An 18,578-nucleotide genomic window follows, 5' to 3' on the forward strand; every position below is an offset into this window, starting at 1 on the left:
TCTAGGCTTGACTGCGAATGAGCCGAGCTGACCGCTCCAGCTTCTCCGCTATATATCGCTTGCTTCCATCATTGCCGTTACGCTGATCGAATAGATCGGCTAGCCGAGCAGTCTCCTGCCGCACCCATTCCAGAGTCATCTGGTCCGGCACAGCCAGCTTCTTCCTTCGCTTGCGCGTATGCCATTGCTCCATGAACAGCAGCGCCGACACCAGATAGAGGAACCGGTCGCGATCTACTCTTGTCTTAAGCACATAAGGAGCTGATTGCTCGAAAATCTTCACTGCTCGGTTCATATCCGTAATCGTGTAATATTCCAGATAGTCTCCGTAGCAGTCCATATCCCCTTGACCACCATTCAGCAGGCGATACCCCTTCTTGCCTAGTCTCGCTGCCTCTTCGGCGTCCCCGTTCTCCAACAGAGGAATGAGCACCTCGCTGTAGGTTGCCTTCGGAATGGAACGACAGACCATCTTCCCCTCTAGAATCGGCTTCAGCGTTCGCAGCCCTCTCTTGTAGTGCCCTCTGTGCATATGATACTCGCCGAACGCGTGCTGCTCGCAGGCCGAGCAGTCGGACAGCCCGTCTCGGCGGGCTTCCTTCCACTTCTTGTAGTACTCAGCTGCCTGCGCAACCTCACCGCTTGCTTCTGCGAAGCGGTATAGATTCTTGTAATAGGGGCCTAGCTTGTAGCCATAAGCTTCGCACTTCACACGGAAGTCCTCGAAGACAGCTTCAATCTGTTCACGGGATAACCGCGGGAACCGCCAGATCTGATGAAGCACCCACTTATAATGCCACATGATCCCATTGTGAGGATACTCTCCCGGGTGCTTCTCGAACTCGGCCAGACACCAGGAGAAGGAGACGAGCATTCTCTCCTGGAAGCCCGCTTCAATGGCTGCATCCGTATAAGTCATTCGGGCTTCATAAGCATCCTGCTTGGTCAAGTACCGGTCAGCGAGCTGAATCGCTTCTTCGAGCAAGGTAAGCCTCTGCAGATTGCTAGGCATATCCCAAGCTCTATTCGTTAGTTCATCGTATCGTTCCTTCATGCCTGTCCACCTGCCGGCAGCCCCAGATTCAGGAAGGCGAGGAAGGACTCATTCATGAGCCGCAATTCCTCTGCACTCAGCGGGTAATTACCCATCAGCAGCGACTGGGTGTACAGCATCTTGACTGTAAGCTCCTGCAACGCAGGGGGCTGCTCCTCCACCATACGGCGAACAATCGCGTTATTATAGTTGAAGCAGAGCTGGGCGTAAGGCACCTCGTACAGCTCATTCGTTACCATATCCACGATGCCGGTGAACAGCTCGTTCACGTGCTCCCTGCTGTTCTGCGCCATACGGAGGAAGCTAATCTCCTCATTCGTCGTGTACAGCATCGGAACGTCGGCAGGCTCGAAGTAACGAATGGCGGTCCGGCACTGATACGGCTTCAGAGCCTTATCAGCAAGTGCGAGGAAGCCCTGCGTCCGCTCCGAGTCTTCACGATCCAGCTCTTGGAACTGCTTGAAAAACTGCAGCGGATCAATGACAGTGACGATGACCTGCGGATGCGCCTCGGATAAGTTCGCAATGAGCTCGAAGTCATGCACATAACCGCCATTGACGACCATAAGACCCTGAGCCTTCGCCACACGAGCCACCTGTCGGAATTCATCCAAGGTTGAGGTAAGCAGAATGTGCTCCGCTTGCTTCACCATATCCAACCCTTCCATCGTGCCCATGGATGTCTCGAAGCTGAGATGGTTGATGAACAGCCTGTACAGCTCCTGATCCTCTACGGCCATTGACTTCAACGACTTATAGTGAACGCGGATGATCTGTCGAAGCAGGTCTAGATTCGTCTCAGCGAGCTTCACGAAGTGAGCCTTAATGCACTCGCCCAGCTCTTCCCTGACATTCAGGAAGAGGTCATTCTCGTAGAACGCCTCACGCGACGCTGTCGGGCGAAGTCCGTTCGTGTTCAAGATACAAGTGACGAAGAAGGCCCATGGCGGCACGATATTCTCCATACGGTCGGATAGCAGCATGTTCTTCAGATACACCTTGTGCCGCTTCTCCGCCTGCAGGCTGAGAGCATGCGGCAGCACATATGCAACCCCCTCTACTTCGCCAATAGCAGACTTCAACTTAATGACATCCAGGCATGGCTGATACAGATGATCGCGTGAATAGGCCATTGCATCCTCACGGCTCATCTGCCACGGCGGAAGTGAGTCGTTCATCTGTCGCTCATAGGAATCCTCCACCAAGTAGATCGGCGTCTGCAGATACAAGCCGTAATGCTCGATCAGCTCGCTTATCTTGTAATACTCGAAGTATTCCTCGTACTCTTCCTTGCATGTGAGATAGACCGTCGATCCGATCGGAACCTGCTTGTCCAGCTTACGAATCGTATAGGTGCCGTCCGGCCTTCCGCGCCATTCAAGGGAATCCCCTTCCAGCGCAGAGCGCGTGATCAGTACAATCTCATCGCTGACGACGAAGCAAGCGAGCAGACCTACACCGAACTGTCCGATATAATCATCCGCCGCGTCCTGCTCCTCCCGCTTAGACGTATGGCCAATCTGCGAGAGGAATTGCTCGATCTCATGATGCGTCAGCCCAATGCCGTTGTCATAGACGGCGATCGTCTTGGAGGAATAGAGCTCCACGCTCACTCTCGGCTGGAAGGCTTGGCCTGTCCGCTTGCGCGCGGTAATGGCATCTACCCCGTTTTGCAGCAGCTCGCGCATGAACACGCCGGGATTGGAATAGAGATGGTTCGACAGCAGGTCAATCATCCCTTGGAGATTGACTTGGAAGTTCTGATTAGACATGTAGGATACCCCTTGCCTATAGCATAATTGTGGTTGATTGGACAATTTTAACCGATAATGACAGCCTTGAATAGAGTTACTAGTGATATAGAATGTGAAGATAGTATAATAGGGAAGATTCATTCTAACTCGTACGGAGGCAGCCCCCACTGTGAAAAACATCCTACAACTCAACACCATCTTCATAAGTATCATCATGGAGGCTATTCCCTTCATTCTCATTGGCGTGCTCGTATCCGGCTTCATCCAAATGTTCCTGACAGAACGCTGGATTGCTCGAGTGATGCCTCGCAATCGCGTGCTGGCAACGATGCTGGGCTGTGGAGTTGGAATCTTGTTCCCTTCCTGTGAGTGCGGGATCGTGCCGGTGACGAGGCGCTTGCTCGGCAAGGGTGTTCCGCTACATGCCGGCATCGCATTCATGCTGACCGGACCGATCGTGAATCCTATCGTTCTCATCTCGACCTTCATCGCATTCGGCAATGATTGGCGGATGGTGCTCATTCGCGGCGGCATGGCCATGTGCGTCGCCTTCTGCGTCGCTCTGCTGCTGTCACTGATGTTCCCCGTGCTGCCGCTTCGAGTGAAGGAGCCGCTTGCTTCGGGAAGTGTGGTTGGCACGGAGGCCCATGCTGCTGTGGGGATTGTTCGTAAGCGATCGGTCTGGGGTCAGATTCAAGGTGTCATTGCGCATGCAATCGACGAGTTCTTCTCCGTTGGCAAGTACTTGGTGTTCGGTGCGTTCCTCGCTGCTTGTATGCAGACGTTCGTTCCCACCTCCACGCTGCTGCACCTGGGCGGCAATGCAGTAACTTCTTCACTAGTCATGATGGGACTAGCTTATACCATGTCATTATGTTCTGAGGCTGACGCGTTCATCGCCGCTTCCTTCCGGAGCACCTTCTCGACTGGCGCATTATCCGCTTTCCTCGTCTTCGGACCTATGCTTGATATTAAGAATACGATGATGCTGCTCGGCGCTTTCCGAGTGAAGTTTGTCCTTGTATTAATCGGATTGGTTAGTTTGTTCACCTTGGCAGGATCATTGCTAGTTGGGAGGCTGTTCGGATGATGCGATTTTTCATAATGTTCGGCTTCGCCCTCATGTTCTATCTCATTCACTTGGAAGGCAATCTGAATAAGTATATCAATACGAAGTATGCTTACCTGTCGATCATCGCAATTGTGGTATTGTCGCTGCTTAGTCTATATGAGTTCGTACGAGTGTACCGGTTGGAAAAAGAGGCTGAGAGACGAGCGGTGATGAGGAAGGCTGACGGCGAGCGAGCGTCGGTACAGAGCGAGACTGGGGAGTGCAGCGAGTGCTGCGTGGATACTCATGTGCACAGGCGCGGGGATGGTGAGGGTCATGACCATTGTCATGATTATGCCCATAACCATAATTACGACCACGGCCATGATCATGATGACCATCATGGTCATTCCCATGAGCCGAAGTCGCAGCTAGTACGCAATATAGGCTACCTGGTCCTGTTGGTTCCCATCTTGACGGGCATCCTGCTGCCTGTGCAGACGCTCGACTCCAGCTTCGTGAAGGCGAAGGGCTTCTCCTTCCCCATACTCGAGGCTTCTGCGGACAATCCGGGGCAGCATCAGTTCCTGAAGCCGGATACAAGCATCTATTACGGGGCGGACGGATATGAGGAAGTGAAGAACAAGGAGCTGGCGGAGTTTCTGAACTGTAAGACTGTGAACTTGAGCGATGACGACTACTTGAAGGGTATGGAGGTTATTTATAACTACCCTGGCCGCTTCATGGGCAAGACGATCAGCTTCGACGGATTCATCTACCGAGGGGAGCAAGCGAGTGCGAATCAGTACTTCGTCTTCCGCTTCGGCTTCATCCATTGTGCGGCGGATTCAGGTGTGTTCGGCATGCTCGCAGAGTTCCCCCAAGGAACCCAGCTGCCAGACGACAAGTGGGTACATGTGACTGGTCGGCTCTCCTCTATGCTGTACCAGCCGTTCAAGCAGACCATTCCTATGCTACAAGTGACGGAGTGGAAGGAGCTTCCGACCCCTCAAGATCCTTATGTATACCGCAAGTTTTAGTCGGCAGCCCCCTCTACCACCCGGCCCCTCATCCAGTTGCATTTGTGCATCTGGATGGCGCGCCCGATGTGGATGGCCAATCCCAGTGCCAGCAACGCCAGATTTTGGCGCTATTACTCCAAGCTAGCATCCTCCGTCGTCTGCAACGCCAGATTTTGGCGCTATTGCTCCATACTTGGAGCAAGGGACGTAAGTTATGTTGAATTAGGTGCATTTTTGCACCTGGATGACGCGATAGCTGGTTCTGACACCTCATTCAGGTGCATTTTTGCACCTGGATGGCACACTGGCCGGGGCCAGCCCATTATTCAGGTGCATTTATGCTCCTGAATGAGGCGCTCGTCAGGGATGGCCTGAGCTAGACCCTGCAGCATCAGATGCTGATGCTTCCATCCTCATTGACCTCTGCCGAGCCCACAGCAGCAACAGATGGCTGAGATTTTTTCTACCAAGGGACCTTACTTCCCCTCTCCCTCCCGCTGCAGCAGCTCCTTCACCAGCTTCTTGGGAGCAGCTAGCAGGTAAGCATCCCTAATCAGCTCCTCCAGCTTAACCCAGTCGTCAACTGCAGGCTCTGTAATGGACACCCATCCGTGCTGGCCGATGTAAGGCGTCTTGTAGAAGCGCTCTTCATGCAGTAGAATGTCCTGTGTCAGCTTGTCCGACTTGAAGTGAAGATTAGCGGAGCCGTTATCCTCACCCATCATGGTGTAAGACTTCCCCCTCACCTTGAATACAGTATGTCCGAACCCGTCAATGATCTCCGCCGCTTCAGGCAGCTCAGCGCAGATGCTCCTCACTCTCCTAATCATATCCAATCCCAGCGAAGACTGAATCATTCTCTGCTCTTCCTTCCCATTCGTCATCCAGTCCACCTCTTCCATCCTATATAAGAAGGTTGCATTCCAGCGACCATTCTCTGGAATACAGCCTCCCCCTTAACCGAGATCCCTTATAAAATCGAACTAAGCGAGATCGTGCCTCGAGACACGGTGCTGCCTTCTGCAATCTCCACCACAAGCCGCTTCGTTCGATAACCTGCAGCAGCAACCTCCAGCTGAACCTGCCTCAAGTCATGATTCACATAAGCTAACGGAACGACGAACTCTCCATGCGTATCTGTCATCGCGCCGACCATAGAATGTACGAGCCGTTCCGCATGTGAAGGAGGTATTCCAGCCCAGACAGCCGCTCCGGCAACCGCTTCCTTGGAGTGATTCTTGACCACACCTCTTAGCAGAGTTACATTCTCAGGGTAGGGATATAGCGCATTAGGCTGGAGAATGATTCTAAGTTGAGAGAACTTCTCGGGCTCATCCTCAATAGTGAGGGTGACGGTCTGCTTCTTGTAGTACTCCGCCTCTACGACGACCGAATACACACCAGGCTCTAGATCACAGTAGTAGAAGTAGCCGTTCCGGTTCTCCCGTGCTTCTATACCAGATTCGTGAAGACGCAGTCGAACGGCTCCCACCGCCCTGCCATCCTCGGATAAGTAGTCCTTCAACTGAATCGATGCGGAGAGCTGGGTAATCTGTTGGTCCGAAGATAATCCCTGTACACTGCTCATGATACTCCTCCTATACTCGTCGCTCCAGTATTCATACCACACGAGCACCTTCCTACCATGAAGTGCCCGAAGCAACCTCATCTTATTACAGATATTGTAAGACTGTCATTAGTCTTAAGCCCTAATCCCTGCTAGTTCTTAACGTCTGAAAATAACAACCTCAGCCTGTCGAAATGGCTGAGGAGAAGGAAAAACATCGATTTATGGCGTTGTATCGGGCTGAACGACAAAAACCTCATCAATTGGCCTTAAGCCTTGTGAGCTCTCCTTCACATTTTTGGAGATATCCTCGAAGTATGCCTTAATCTTGCGGCATTGAATGCCTCTCGGCATCGTATCCCATGGCGCCTTGCTTATCTTGTCATATGGCTCAAGTACGTCCTTGAATCGAATGATCCAATAATCAACAATCTTGCGATTAACGCCTCGAATCTCCCCGCTGTTGATAAGAACCTCCGGGGAAGCAGGGTCATTCGGCTTGAAGCGATACAGCTGTGCCCAGATGACCACCTCTAGAGCAAGCTGGTATTGATCACGAATGAAGGAGGCCGGCGGCAGCTCCTCCCACTGGAACACCGTGAGGAAATCCTTCAACTCCTTGCGGGTATAGGGCTGCCCTGCCCGCAGGACGGCAATAATATGCGACTTCTGGAACGCTAATGCCGTCCGGTTGCGGCTGACGTAGGACTGGGCTGCCTTCAAGAGGGCCACGTTCGGCGTATCAGTCGTTTTCAGCGAAGATCCCTTCACCTTAGCGGCCAATTGCTTCCAGTTCTTAATCGCACTCTTCACTTGACTGGCTGCTGTATCAGGCGCCTTCGTCACAATATCCGTGACCGACTTGGCGAACATGGCATAATCCTCACTTGCGAATCGCTTCGTACTGCTTACATGGTCTTGAATGATGGATCTAATGACCGTCTGGCTGTCCTTCTCCGCTCTCGCCATACCGATCAGCTGAGCACCGTAGTCCGTCTTAGGCAGGCGGTCATAGACGGCCTCCCACACAAGTGTTTTCGCACAGATAACGCTCGTAACTTCCTTGATAAGAGGAGTGAGCACATGCCCGATAATGCCAACTTCCCATAGATAGACGGAGAGCAGCTCGAAGAGTACATCTTCGATGGTGACATTCTTACCTTGTTCAAGCACTTCAATTCGCTTGTCCTGCACTTGCTCAGCGGCCAGCAGCGCTGCATCGACGATAATCTGCTGCCGCTCCATCTGAATGTGGAAGGCTTGCTCGATGTAAGCAACGGCTGCTTCCACATCTTGAGCAGAAGCTATGCCCGTGACCTCCTCGGAAGCCTCAGCCACAATCGTCCCGTTACGTGTGGAATGTCCGACAAGCGCGCGTTCTGACAATACATCCTGAGCCGATGAGACACGGCTATTCAATATATCCTTCATCTTCACCCTCCATAGATTCACTAGATTCGCGGAGTATCGGACTCATCATATCACCCTTATTACTTGGACGTATACGGAACTTTATCCTTAAGATGGAAGATATGGATTGGGAGGAAGGGCCTAGTGTTCGACAGTATTTTTTTTTGCAATCAGAAGTAGAGTGCAGTACACTACGAGAATAGAAGAAGATGATCGATAGGAGGATGAATATGGCTGAGCAACCGCTCTTGGAAGGGAACCCTCAAGCGGGTGAAGTGCTAGAGATTCTAATTCGGACGACACATCATCTTCACCGCCGATTCGAGATGAATCTAGCTTCCCTTGGTACGCCGCTGCAACTGACTGGCCCCAGGCTTCGCGTCCTGCTGGCAGTATCCGAAGCGGGCAAGATAAGAATGAGCGATCTAGCCAGCAAGATTGGCATTCAAGCGAGGACGGTAACGCAGTTCGTTGATGCATTGGAGCAGGAGGAATTGCTTGTCAGATTGCCAGATCCCGATGACAGACGAGCTACTCTGCTGCAGGTGACGAGCAAGGCACAGCCTTGGATGGACCAGTCTCGTGCCATCATGGACAAGGCAGCAGAACCATTGCTTGCCGCACTTCCAAGTGAACAGCAGACTCAATTAATGGAGCTTCTGCTTAAGCTGACTCCTCCTCGCGATGGGCAAGGAGATTGCTGCTCATAGGTTACAGGTATACAACAGAAGGACAGCCGCGCTGACGTATTGCGCGGCTGTCCTTCTGTTTTTTTTCATAATGATAGATCAGCTATTCCATTATATAAGCGAGCAGGAGCGCGGCTGTGTTCACGATTGCATCGGCATGCGTCCGCTCCATCCCATGAGAGGCATGGACCCCAGGGCCAATCAGGGCGGCGCGGATATTGCTGCCTCCACGAAGAGCCGCTGTTGCATCTGATCCGTAATGCGGGTAGATATCAACTGCGTAAGGGACAATCTCACGCCTAGCCAGCTCAATCATCCTAGAAGTCATCTCATAATCATACGGTCCGCTCGAATCCTTCGCGCAGATGGAGACGTCCATCTCAGTAGCTGACAGGTCATCGCCCAGCGCCCCCATATCTACGGCGATTAGCTCGGTAATATCAGCAGGAATATGTGAACTGCCGTGCCCTACTTCTTCGTATGTGGACAAGATCAGCTTAACGGTGCGAGCTGGCTGCTTCCCTTCTCTGGAGAACCACTCCATCAGACCGAACAAGGCGGCTACGCTAGCCTTGTCATCCAGATGCCTGGACTTGACGAAGCCATTAGGCAGCACCCGCGGACGGGCATCCCATGAGATGAAGTCTCCGACAGATATGCCCAGCTGCTCTGTCTCCTCCTTCGAGCTCACCCGTTCATCCAAGCGAACCTCCATGTTCGCTTCCTCTCGCTTCCATTCCTTCGCATCGGAGTACACGTGAACAGACGGCTTCGTAGAGAGGACAGTACCTTCATACGTTCTGCCGTCCCTAGTGTGAACAAGGCAATATTCCCCTTCTACTGTATGCATTAAGTAACCTCCGATCGGCGTCATTCGCAGCATGCCGCTAGGCTTAATGGATCGAACCATCGCCCCCAGAGTATCCACATGCGCAGAGATGCCGATGACGTCACCTGTCTGGTCCTTGCCAGGTATAGTAATGATGCCATTGCCCTTCGGCGTTCGTTCGAGCTGGAAGCCTAGCTTATGTACTTCCTCTTGCACTAGCTTCATGATATCCATACAGAATCCACTTGGACTCGGCGTCTGAAGCAGCTTGACTAGCAGATTAATCATATATTCTCGGTTTAATTGCGGCTGAAGTGCTGCTCCCATCATGCTGTTCCTCCTTCGTTGCGGTGTACGTTCCGCTCTTATCGCTTATGTAGTCGTTGTTGCTCCACTATTGTACTACAAGGCTGGCGGCATTATCTATTTTTGGAGGATGAACCGCAACCTTTGTCCACCGCATACGTCTTAGTAGTTGTTGCCATTAATGGAAGAGAGGGTTTCCGAAGCATGATGAACAATAACCGTAAGATGATTCTCAGAGGGTTAACACTAGCTATTGCCGCCACCGTATTAAGCTCCTCACCAGCTTCAGCAGAACTAACGGACAATGAGAGTGTGGAATGGACGAATAAGGTGTTTTTCGACAATCTCCCTGTTGCCCTGTTCGCTGCCCCTCAGATCGTGAACGGAACGATGATGGTGCATGGGAAGGATCTGTTAGAGGGACTAGGTTACTCTGTTCGATGGAATGAAGCGGACAAGAGCCTTCGTGCCTCGCACAAAAACAGACCACCCCTCACCTTCTCTGCCGGACGACTGGAAGCAAGCATTGGAGAGGTGGAGGTCAAGCTGCAAGCTGCCCCCTACTTAAGTAGTCAACGCATGTGGATTCCTCTTCGAGCAGCGGCAGAAGGCGCGAATCTGACGGTTAGCTGGGATCCTTCGCAGCGGCTTGCCACCGTCCATGATCCCTTAGCAATGCTTCGCTTCAGCATCGTGACACGCACCGATTACGGTGTAATGGACTCCGCTGACAAATTATGGAGCTTCATGCATAAGCAATGGAAGACAGACGCTGACTTGATGTTCATCCCGCCTGTTCATTATAACCAGAAGATTAATGTGATGATCGCTGCCGGAGACCTTCCCGATCTGGTGTTAGTTGATGATCTGTATCGGTTCCCGCAAGACATGCTCGAGAGCTTCACTCTGGATCTGACGAATGAGTTAGAAGCGTTCCCTCAGCTCAAGAAGTTAGCCGAACCCATCCAGACACGTGCCGGGAAGCTGATTGGGATTGCTAGACCCTACGATTCGCACAATGCCCTCTTCCCAGCGATCCGTCAAGATTGGCTTGACGTGCTGGGACTATCTCATCCGAGAACGATGGACGAGGTCTATCAGGTGCTGGAGGCATTCACGAAGCTTGATCCTGACGGCAATGGGAAGCACGACACCCCTGGTCTCAGCGGATACATGACAGCAGACGGACTAGGCTCGCTATCCTGGGTAGAACAAGTGTATACCAGCAGTCCGGATCGGTTCTCCTTGCATAATGGACAAGTCGTTGACCACGCAGTCAGTCCCGAGCAGACCGAAGCGCTGCGCTGGCTGACTAGAGCCTATGCAGACGGCCTAATCGATCAGGAATTCCCTATCGCAAGCGCGGAGTATGCATGGCAGCGTCTCACGAATCATCAGTCGGGCTTCGCGGCAATGACCATTCAGGAAGCGGCCTCCTTGACTACGAAGGAGATGGAGTGGGTGCCGCTAGGCCGCTCTCAGGCAACTAGCATGAGCACACCTGTATCGCCATGGAACTCTAATGGCAATGGTGCTTATGTTATAACGAGGATGGCGAAGGTTCAGCCTTCTCAGCTTCTAGGTTGGATGGATCGTGGACTAGCGATGTCGGAACGAGATAGCTGGGATGAGTTGAAGGAGCTGGAGGAAGATGACCTTGCTGCGGTTAGCAATATCTGGGGCGAGGAGAATCTGCTGGAATCTGTGAACCAGTTACCTGGACTTACTCAGGAGCAGCAGCAAGCCTACAAGGCTGTCATTCAAGATTGGAAGAAGACATCGTATGAAGGAACGACCCTTCCTCAGGCACGACAGGTACTGACTTCCGCCAAGTATGCCGACATGAATCGCAAGCTGCATCAGCTTAAGGTGAAGGTCATCCTTGGCGCGGTATCAGTGCAGGAGTGGGACCGCTATGTAAGTGTGATGAAGCAATCCAAGATCTATGAAGAGATGATTGCCGAGCTCAATAAGTCTATATAATAGCAGCTAGCCATACGCGATATGCACTTGAATGGCGGGATGCGAGGAGTGAAGCTCCGGGCTAGCCTCTTCCAACTGCTGTAGCATCACATTCCGATGCTACAGCTCCCAGCTAGCCCACTCCGAGCGCTGCAGCATCACATTCTGATGCTATAGCTTCCAGCTAGCCCACTCCGAGCGCTGCAGCATCACATTCTGATGCTACAGCTCCCAACTAACCCGCTCTAACAGCTGTAGCATCACATTCTGATGCTACAGCTCCTAGCTAACCCGCTCTAACGGCTGGAGCATCACATTCTGATGCTATAGCTCCCAGCTAGCCCACTCCGAGCGCTGCAGCATCACATTCCGATGCTACAGCTTCCAACTCTCATCGCGGGCTCATCCAGGTGCAAAAATGCACCTGAACGACGTCGCCCGCATCTCCGCGGGCTCATCCAGGTGCAAGGCTGTCTTCTTCCCTTACATACTGAACCGCTGGCGGTACCCGCACTTGCGGCACAGCTCCTCCACCACTTCGCGGCGCGAGAAGCCGTCATAGAGTTTGTTCGCCCGCTCCCCCTCCACAATCTCGGAGAACGGCCGCTCATGCAGGTTACCGAGGTTGATGACCCCTTCCCCATCCAGACAGCAAGGAACAACCGTGCCGTCCACGAGCACGCCGGCTTGGTTGCGAAGCGCATGGCAGAAGCCCTTTCCCTCGTCCTCCTTCTCCTTCAGGTCAGGCCATTCGAACTCATGGTCCTGATTGAGATAGACCCGATCCGTCAGCTTCAGCCCGCTGCCGCGAACGAACTTTTCTTCAATGTTATAATCGAGGCCGAACGCGGCCTCCAGCTTGTCCAGAATCTCTCGATTCCGGTTCCGCTGCAGATTCGTTGCATTGTCCTGCGTTAGATTCCATAGGCGCAAGGAGAAGATAATCGATGTACGTTCCAGCGCTTCCTTAATGAAGTCGAGAATCGTCCCGACATATCCGTCCTTGTCCACGGAGCCTTCATGGCCGTCGAAGGAGTGGAGGGAGAAGTTCATTTGGCGAAGGGCAGGCTTCGTGAGGAGCTTTTGTTTGTTTTTGGCAATAAGCGTGCCGTTCGTCGTAATATTCACCTTGAACCCCTTGTCATGGGCCAAGTCTAGCAGTTGATCCAGCTTCGGATGCAGGAGCGGCTCTCCCTTAATATGCAGATAGATAGAGTCGGTATGAGGACGCACCTCGTCGAGTGTCTTCGCGAAGTCATCCACCTTAATGAAGTCCTTGGCCCGCTGGGTCGGAGGGCAGAACGAACAGGCTAGATTGCACACACTCGTAATCTCAATATAGAACTTCTTGAACTTCTTCATCTGTCGGATAAGCTCCATCTCATGATAGGATATCCCCTATTATAGCAAGACTATCCTAGCAAAAGAAATGATAGACTCATCCCAGCAAGCTCTTATGTATCCAGATCGCAGCCTGAGAGCCGTCGCCCATCGCAATAATGGCTTGCTCCGAATGGGCAACGAGATCACCAGCAGCCCATATATGGGGCTGGTTCGTAAGCTTCGTGCGCGGATCTACAGCAACATGCCTGTTGTTCATTACCTCCACACCTAACATCAGCGCCAGCTCCGTACGCACCTGATTGCCTCCGAACGCAACGAAGGCATGCGAAGCTTCGACCATATCCCCGCTAGCCAGCCTCACAGCCGATATCTCGCCTTCCTTATGCAGCACTTCGCTTACTGAAGCATCCACCCTCGCTATTCCTAATTGTTGAAGCCTTGCAAGCTGCTCCAGCGAGATCGAAGCTCTGTCATGATTAATATAGGTAAGGTGCGGTGTCCAGTAGCTTAACACAATCGCCATCGAGGCACCCGCATCGCCGGAGCCAATGACAAGGGTCTCCTTCCCTCTAACCTCGTAACCGTCGCAATCCGGGCAGATATAGATGGAGCTTCCGAGGCACGCTGCCAACCCCTCAATCGAAGGGATTCGGTCCTTCACCCCCGTTGCGAGGAGCAGCCGCCTACCATGATAGGAAGTTCTCTCACCAGCTTCATGATCAACCGTATTCAGCACGAACAGTCCGTCTTCCTCCCTGCTCGCGTGAACGACCTCACCCTGGACGAACCGAACACCAAGCTCCTCTGCCTGACGCCTCCCCCTTGTCCGAAGCTCCTGTCCGCTGACTCCGTCAGGCCAGCCAAGCATATTGTGATATTTCTTGCAGATCATCGATCTCCCTTGTCCGCTATCAATCACAAGCACGCGATGCTGATATCGCCCCAGTTGAATCGCGGCCTGCAGACCTGCAAGTCCCCCGCCTACGATGATGCAATCCTCATCCACGCACACACAGACCTCCCGCTGACGTCATGAATTCTATGTTCATACTGTGCGCTGTTTATACTTATTTAATTCTCTGTTCCATTCCTGTTAAGCTATTCCTTGTATACTTACACCTGACAAGACTTGCAAGCAGGAGGCATACCGAATGAAAATAATCTTAATCACCCTGACAGCCCTTATCCTAATGAGCAGCTGTCAATCCAACACCGATAAGGATGTGAAGACGATGCCAACAATTAATCGATCTCAAGAATTAACCTTCATTCGTGCAGCGGAGGAAGGAGATCTGGCTGCCGTTCAGCAGGGAATCGAGCAAGGAATTGCTATCGATGCGCAGGATAATCGCGGACGGACGGCGATGCTTGCAGCAACACACGGGGATTACCCTGACGTCGTGAAGGTGCTGCTGGATGCTGGCGCGAATATGCACCTGCAAGATGACCTGCAGGACAACCCCTTCCTCTATGCAGGAGCAGAGGGGCTGCATGCGATCTTGAAGCTGCTCATTCAGGCCGGTCCCGATCTGTCAATCGTGAACCGATATGGAGGGAATGCGCTCATTCCCGCAGCGGAGAAAGGACATGTAGACAATGTGCGGCTCCTGCTGGAGGAGACCGATATTGATGTCAATCATGTGAATCGGCTCGGCTGGACCGCGCTGCTCGAAGCTATTATTTTAAGCCGCAGCGGCAGTGCTCAAGAGCAGATTATCCAGCTGCTCCTTGACCATGACGCTGACGTTACGCTTGCGGACAATAAGGGCGTCACTCCCCTTCAGCATGCGAAGAGCATGCGTCTGACGAAGGTCGTTCAGATGCTTCGTGATGCTGGGGCTGCCCAGTAATGGCTTGCCAGCAAGTGGTACAGACTATACGTTAGACCCGCATAAGCCTAAGAGTGAGTCTGCCATCCGGCATCGCTTGCGCTTAGGCCTCATGCTAATTATAACTATATGAAGGAGCCTTCCTCATGTCCATTCGATCAAGACTCCTCGTCTCCTATACCTTGATGCTGATCGTCACCATTCTCATCTTCTTGACGGTTGCCTTCTTCATTACCGTCGCGGTTACGGGAGATACGCAGAGCGTCAAGCAATTCTATACCATTCACCTCTCCCTAGACCCGCTAACGACGGAGCAAGACAACGTATTCCAAGAGCTCAAGTATATAGCGAAGGAGCACCCCGAGCAGCTAGCTGAGCCTGACGTGCTTAGTCAGTACGACCAGCGGCTGCGCAAGCTGAAGGGTGCTCTGTTCGTCCGTCAGGAGGACCGGATCCTAGTCAACGCTCCTACCTTGGGCTTGCCGAAGCTTGGCGTACATCTTCCTCCATACGACCTGGACAACTTGAATATTCGAGATACGATGAATATTGGGGATCGTTTTTTTGCCTACAGCAAGTATGATTACCTCCTGTCCGGCCAGCGTAGCAGCCTGTATGTCATTCGTGAAGTCAGCCCGTTCACAGCCATTGTCAGCCAGCTCCTCCCCCTGCTCGTCTCCCTCTTGTTCGTCCTGCTTGTGCTTGCCAATGTGCTGCTGTACTTGTACGTGACCCGAAGCATGATTAAGCCGTTGCATCTGCTCACGGAATCGGCGGAGCGCATTAAGCAAGGTGACCTCGACTTCCATATCAGGAACGATGCCGGAGGAGAGATTGCCCGTCTAGGAGCCGCGTTCGAGGAGATGAGACAGAAGCTGAGGGAATCGGAGCAGCTTCAGGTGCAGTATGAGCGTAATCGCAAGGAGCTGCTCACGAACATCTCCCATGATCTGAAGACCCCCATCACGACGATTAAGGGATATATTGAGGGCATTCGTGACGGCGTGCCGGAGACACAGGAGATGATGGATAAGTATGTGACGACTATCTACAACAAGTCAGTAGATATGCAGAAGATGATAGACGAGCTGTTCCTCTACTCCAAGTTGGACCTCAACCAATTGCCATTCCACCTGCAGCAGATGGACATTGGCGGCTTCCTGGAAGAGCTGATTGAAGAGCTACGCTTCGATTACGAAGCGTCTGGAGTTACGATAGAATGGGTTAATCTTACAGCTCATTCTATTCAGGTGAGGATGGATCCGGAGAAGCTGAAGCGTGCGATTGCGAACGTGATGGAGAATAGCGTGAAGTATATGGATAAGCCGGATAAGCGGGCACGGGTTACCTTAAGTGCAGAGCCTCACTGTGTCTGGATACGTGTACAGGACAATGGGCGCGGCATCCGAGCGGACGCTCTCCCCCATATCTTCGAGAGATTCTACCGGGCGGAAGGCTCACGGAATACGAAGACTGGCGGCAGCGGACTTGGACTTGCCATTGCGAAGCAGATGTTGGAGGGGCATGGCGGGACGATTAGTGCCGAGAGCGAGCTTGGACAAGGTACGATCATGAAGCTAGTGCTGCCTAGAATGGAGGAATACACGGGTGAAAAAAATTCTAATCATAGAAGATGAACCCGCCATTGCAGAGCTTCAGAAGGATTATCTGAAGCTGAACGGGTTCGAGGTCGACATATCGGGTGACGGAGACGAAGGTCTGCGCCTCGCATTGACCTCTTCATACGACCTAATCGTATTAGACCTGATGCTTCCGGGCATCGACGGCTATGAGATCTGCAAGCAGATTCGGGAAGATAAGGAGGTGCCTATTCTCATCGTGTCCGCCAGATCCGAAGAGATTGATAAGATACGAGGCTTAGGCGTCGGGGCAGATGACTATATGACGAAGCCCTTCTCCCCTAGCGAACTGGTTGCGCGAGTGAAGGCGCATACGGACCGATATGAACGTCTGCTCGGCAAGGCGGGCAAGAGCGGCAGCAACGGGAAGAGCGGGCAGTCCAATGAATGGATTCGCATTCAGAGCCTGGCGATTGACCTCACCTCGCGGAGGGCCTATCTTGCGGAACGGGAGCTTGTGTTCACGGCGAAGGAATTTGATTTGCTCGCTTTTCTGGCTCAGCATCCTAATCGAGTGTTCTCGAAGGAAGCGCTTTTCGAGAAGATATGGGGGCTGGATGCACTTGGAGATCATGCAACGGTAACCGTGCATATTCGGAGGCTGCGGGAGAAGATTGAAGAGGACCCGTCTAATCCCGTCTACATTGAGACGGTGTGGGGCAATGGCTACCGGTTCACGGAGTAGAGCTGCGAAGCTTAAGATGCTGTTAAGAAAGATTTAATCTGTCGTTCTCTTCCCGTTCAGAGTGATGCGTTACGATAGATCTCGTAGACATCATACGTACAGGAGGATGACAGAATATGAAGAAGACGGTATTGACGTTAGCGGTGGCAGCCGCATTAACCGCAGGTGCTATCGCACCAACCCCCGCTATCTACGCGAAGTCTGCAACAGGCAGCCATACGGATATGGGTCAGGTTGGCGGAGATAAGCGCGCAGCGATGCAAGCTTTGCTCGCGGCGAATGGAGGCAAGTTCATGCCCCAACTCCAGATCATCCAAGCTGAGCTGGTGGATCATGTAGCGAAGCTTATTAACAAGAAGCCCATCATCGTACAGACTTGGGTGAACAACTATGAAGGAGATAAGCCGGCAACCCGTGGCCAAGCAACAAGACTAGTCATCAAGGCTATGAAGCACTTGCCTTCTGCTGCTGCAGTCGTCACAGATCTAGAGGCAGTTAATCCTATAACGCTTCAAGTGACATTCTCTGCCCCGTTGACCGCAGACGATGTGAATCTGGAGCAAGCGAAGAAGAACTTCCAATTCGACAATGGCATGACCATCTTGAATGTTCCCCAATTGAAGAACGGAGCGGTATCCACCTATATCGTTCCGGTGACGGTGCAGAAGCCGGGCAGCACTTATACGCTGTCTTACAAGGGCAAGGCTGCAGGCAGCTTCAAGGCGGCGACGAACAAGATCGAGCTAAGCTCCTCCAAGCAGGTAGCGATGGATACTTTCGAGCTGGAATCGTTCCGGGACCAGGGAGTTACAGACTATGCTTATATCGTGGAAGCTTACTACGGCAGCCGCGGCGGCCAGGAGATGAGCCTGGATGTGAATAACCGTTATCATGGAAGGCCATACCAGATTATCTCTTCGCTGCGGGACAAGCAAGTGACCATTACACCTGAGGGCGGACAGCCAATCATGGCGAACTATGTGCCCTATACTCAAGCAACCGATGGCCGTCAAGCACCGAAGTTCCGTCTAGCAGGCGGGGCCAAGCTGCAAGCTGGTGTGAAGTACACGGTGTCCTCCGAATGGGCAACGGTGAAGGAAGCTTCGTTCATCGCGAAGACGATCGCTCCGCTTGAGATTGCTGCTGTTACTGCGCAGAGCGAGACCGAGCTTGCTGTTAAGCTGAGCATGGATCCTATGGACGAGCTGTTCTCCGGCCGCAGTGTAACGCTGACTGACGCTGATGGAACGGTGCTAACCGCAGCCTACAAGGTGACCACGCGCAAGGGTGACACGGGAACATTCACCCTTGCTGGCGGAGCGAAGCTTGCTAAGGGTGTTAAGTATGAGGTTGAAGCTGCTGGCGGCTGGGCTGTTGACCGAGGCGTTACGATAACGCTGAACTAATGTACGTGAAGAAGCTCTATTCCTATCTAT

16 protein-coding genes are annotated in these 18,578 nt (G+C 52.6%); 8 read left to right on the forward strand and 8 right to left on the reverse strand.

Annotated features, from left to right (window positions below; translation table 11 throughout):
- Nucleotide 1 precedes the first annotated feature (1 nt).
- Nucleotides 2-1,054, reverse strand: coding sequence for a hypothetical protein (locus tag ACFO9Q_RS00160; protein WP_379177419.1), 1,053 nt, complete (start codon nucleotides 1,052-1,054; stop codon nucleotides 2-4).
- Nucleotides 1,051-2,826, reverse strand: coding sequence for an HSP90 family protein (locus ACFO9Q_RS00165; RefSeq protein ID WP_379177421.1), 1,776 nt, complete (start codon nucleotides 2,824-2,826; stop codon nucleotides 1,051-1,053). Before ACFO9Q_RS00165 ends, ACFO9Q_RS00160 begins: the two co-directional genes overlap by 4 nt.
- A 196-nt stretch (nucleotides 2,827-3,022) precedes the next feature.
- Between ACFO9Q_RS00165 and ACFO9Q_RS00170 the strand changes: the two genes are divergently transcribed.
- Together ACFO9Q_RS00170 and ACFO9Q_RS00175 are read left to right on the forward strand one after the other, a co-directional pair.
- Nucleotides 3,023-3,898 carry a permease gene (locus tag ACFO9Q_RS00170; protein WP_379177996.1) on the forward strand — a complete coding sequence of 292 codons (876 nt, stop codon included), beginning with the start codon at nucleotides 3,023-3,025 and terminating at the stop codon, nucleotides 3,896-3,898.
- Nucleotides 3,895-4,899: a TIGR03943 family putative permease subunit gene (locus tag ACFO9Q_RS00175; RefSeq protein WP_379177423.1), complete on the forward strand. Its 1,005-nt coding sequence runs from the start codon at nucleotides 3,895-3,897 to the stop codon at nucleotides 4,897-4,899. Before ACFO9Q_RS00170 ends, ACFO9Q_RS00175 begins: the two co-directional genes overlap by 4 nt.
- A 458-nt stretch (nucleotides 4,900-5,357) precedes the next feature.
- Here ACFO9Q_RS00175 and ACFO9Q_RS00180 read toward each other — a convergent pair whose 3' ends face one another.
- The 3 genes from ACFO9Q_RS00180 to ACFO9Q_RS00190 all read right to left on the reverse strand — a co-directional run bounded on the left by ACFO9Q_RS00180 (nucleotide 5,358) and on the right by ACFO9Q_RS00190 (nucleotide 7,879).
- Nucleotides 5,358-5,765, reverse strand: coding sequence for an MmcQ/YjbR family DNA-binding protein (locus ACFO9Q_RS00180; RefSeq protein ID WP_379177425.1), 408 nt, complete (start codon nucleotides 5,763-5,765; stop codon nucleotides 5,358-5,360).
- A gap of 86 nt (nucleotides 5,766-5,851) precedes the next feature.
- Nucleotides 5,852-6,469 (reverse strand): hypothetical protein, encoded by a 618-nt coding sequence (locus tag ACFO9Q_RS00185; RefSeq protein ID WP_379177427.1) that lies wholly within the window; start codon nucleotides 6,467-6,469, stop codon nucleotides 5,852-5,854.
- Nucleotides 6,470-6,670: 201 nt separating this feature from the next.
- Nucleotides 6,671-7,879 carry a hypothetical protein gene (locus ACFO9Q_RS00190; protein WP_379177429.1) on the reverse strand — a complete coding sequence of 403 codons (1,209 nt, stop codon included), beginning with the start codon at nucleotides 7,877-7,879 and terminating at the stop codon, nucleotides 6,671-6,673.
- Between the two features lie 209 nt (nucleotides 7,880-8,088).
- Here ACFO9Q_RS00190 and ACFO9Q_RS00195 point away from each other — a divergent pair, with 209 nt between their 5' ends.
- Nucleotides 8,089-8,568, forward strand: coding sequence for a MarR family winged helix-turn-helix transcriptional regulator (locus ACFO9Q_RS00195; RefSeq protein ID WP_379177431.1), 480 nt, complete (start codon nucleotides 8,089-8,091; stop codon nucleotides 8,566-8,568).
- A gap of 82 nt (nucleotides 8,569-8,650) precedes the next feature.
- Here ACFO9Q_RS00195 and ACFO9Q_RS00200 read toward each other — a convergent pair whose 3' ends face one another.
- Nucleotides 8,651-9,703, reverse strand: coding sequence for a M42 family metallopeptidase (locus tag ACFO9Q_RS00200; protein WP_379177998.1), 1,053 nt, complete (start codon nucleotides 9,701-9,703; stop codon nucleotides 8,651-8,653).
- 183 nt (nucleotides 9,704-9,886) lie between these two features.
- On the opposite strand from ACFO9Q_RS00200, the gene ACFO9Q_RS00205 reads away from it, so the two are divergent.
- On the forward strand, nucleotides 9,887-11,665 hold the full coding sequence (locus ACFO9Q_RS00205) for an extracellular solute-binding protein (RefSeq protein WP_379177433.1): 1,779 nt from the start codon (nucleotides 9,887-9,889) through the stop codon (nucleotides 11,663-11,665).
- A 462-nt stretch (nucleotides 11,666-12,127) separates the two neighbouring features.
- Here the strand turns inward: ACFO9Q_RS00205 and ACFO9Q_RS00210 are convergent, their stop codons facing one another.
- Entirely contained in the window at nucleotides 12,128-13,006 is an 879-nt protein-coding gene (locus tag ACFO9Q_RS00210) for a radical SAM/SPASM domain-containing protein (protein WP_379177435.1), read from the reverse strand.
- A 76-nt stretch (nucleotides 13,007-13,082) separates the two neighbouring features.
- Entirely contained in the window at nucleotides 13,083-13,994 is a 912-nt protein-coding gene (locus ACFO9Q_RS00215) for an NAD(P)/FAD-dependent oxidoreductase (protein WP_379177437.1), read from the reverse strand.
- Nucleotides 13,995-14,139: 145 nt separating this feature from the next.
- On the opposite strand from ACFO9Q_RS00215, the gene ACFO9Q_RS00220 reads away from it, so the two are divergent.
- From ACFO9Q_RS00220 to ACFO9Q_RS00235, 4 genes are all read left to right on the forward strand, one after another.
- Nucleotides 14,140-14,838 carry an ankyrin repeat domain-containing protein gene (locus ACFO9Q_RS00220; RefSeq protein WP_379177439.1) on the forward strand — a complete coding sequence of 233 codons (699 nt, stop codon included), beginning with the start codon at nucleotides 14,140-14,142 and terminating at the stop codon, nucleotides 14,836-14,838.
- A 125-nt stretch (nucleotides 14,839-14,963) separates the two neighbouring features.
- Nucleotides 14,964-16,454: a sensor histidine kinase gene (locus tag ACFO9Q_RS00225; protein WP_379177441.1), complete on the forward strand. Its 1,491-nt coding sequence runs from the start codon at nucleotides 14,964-14,966 to the stop codon at nucleotides 16,452-16,454.
- On the forward strand, nucleotides 16,426-17,142 hold the full coding sequence (locus ACFO9Q_RS00230; RefSeq protein WP_379177443.1) for a response regulator transcription factor: 717 nt from the start codon (nucleotides 16,426-16,428) through the stop codon (nucleotides 17,140-17,142). Before ACFO9Q_RS00225 ends, ACFO9Q_RS00230 begins: the two co-directional genes overlap by 29 nt.
- A 116-nt stretch (nucleotides 17,143-17,258) precedes the next feature.
- A complete protein-coding gene (locus tag ACFO9Q_RS00235; RefSeq protein ID WP_379177445.1) occupies nucleotides 17,259-18,548 on the forward strand; it encodes a hypothetical protein in 1,290 nt (429 codons plus the stop codon).
- The last annotated feature ends 30 nt before the right edge of the window (nucleotides 18,549-18,578 follow it).

Source organism: Paenibacillus sp. GCM10023252, assembly GCF_042653305.1.
Lineage (GTDB): Bacteria > Bacillota > Bacilli > Paenibacillales > Paenibacillaceae > Pristimantibacillus.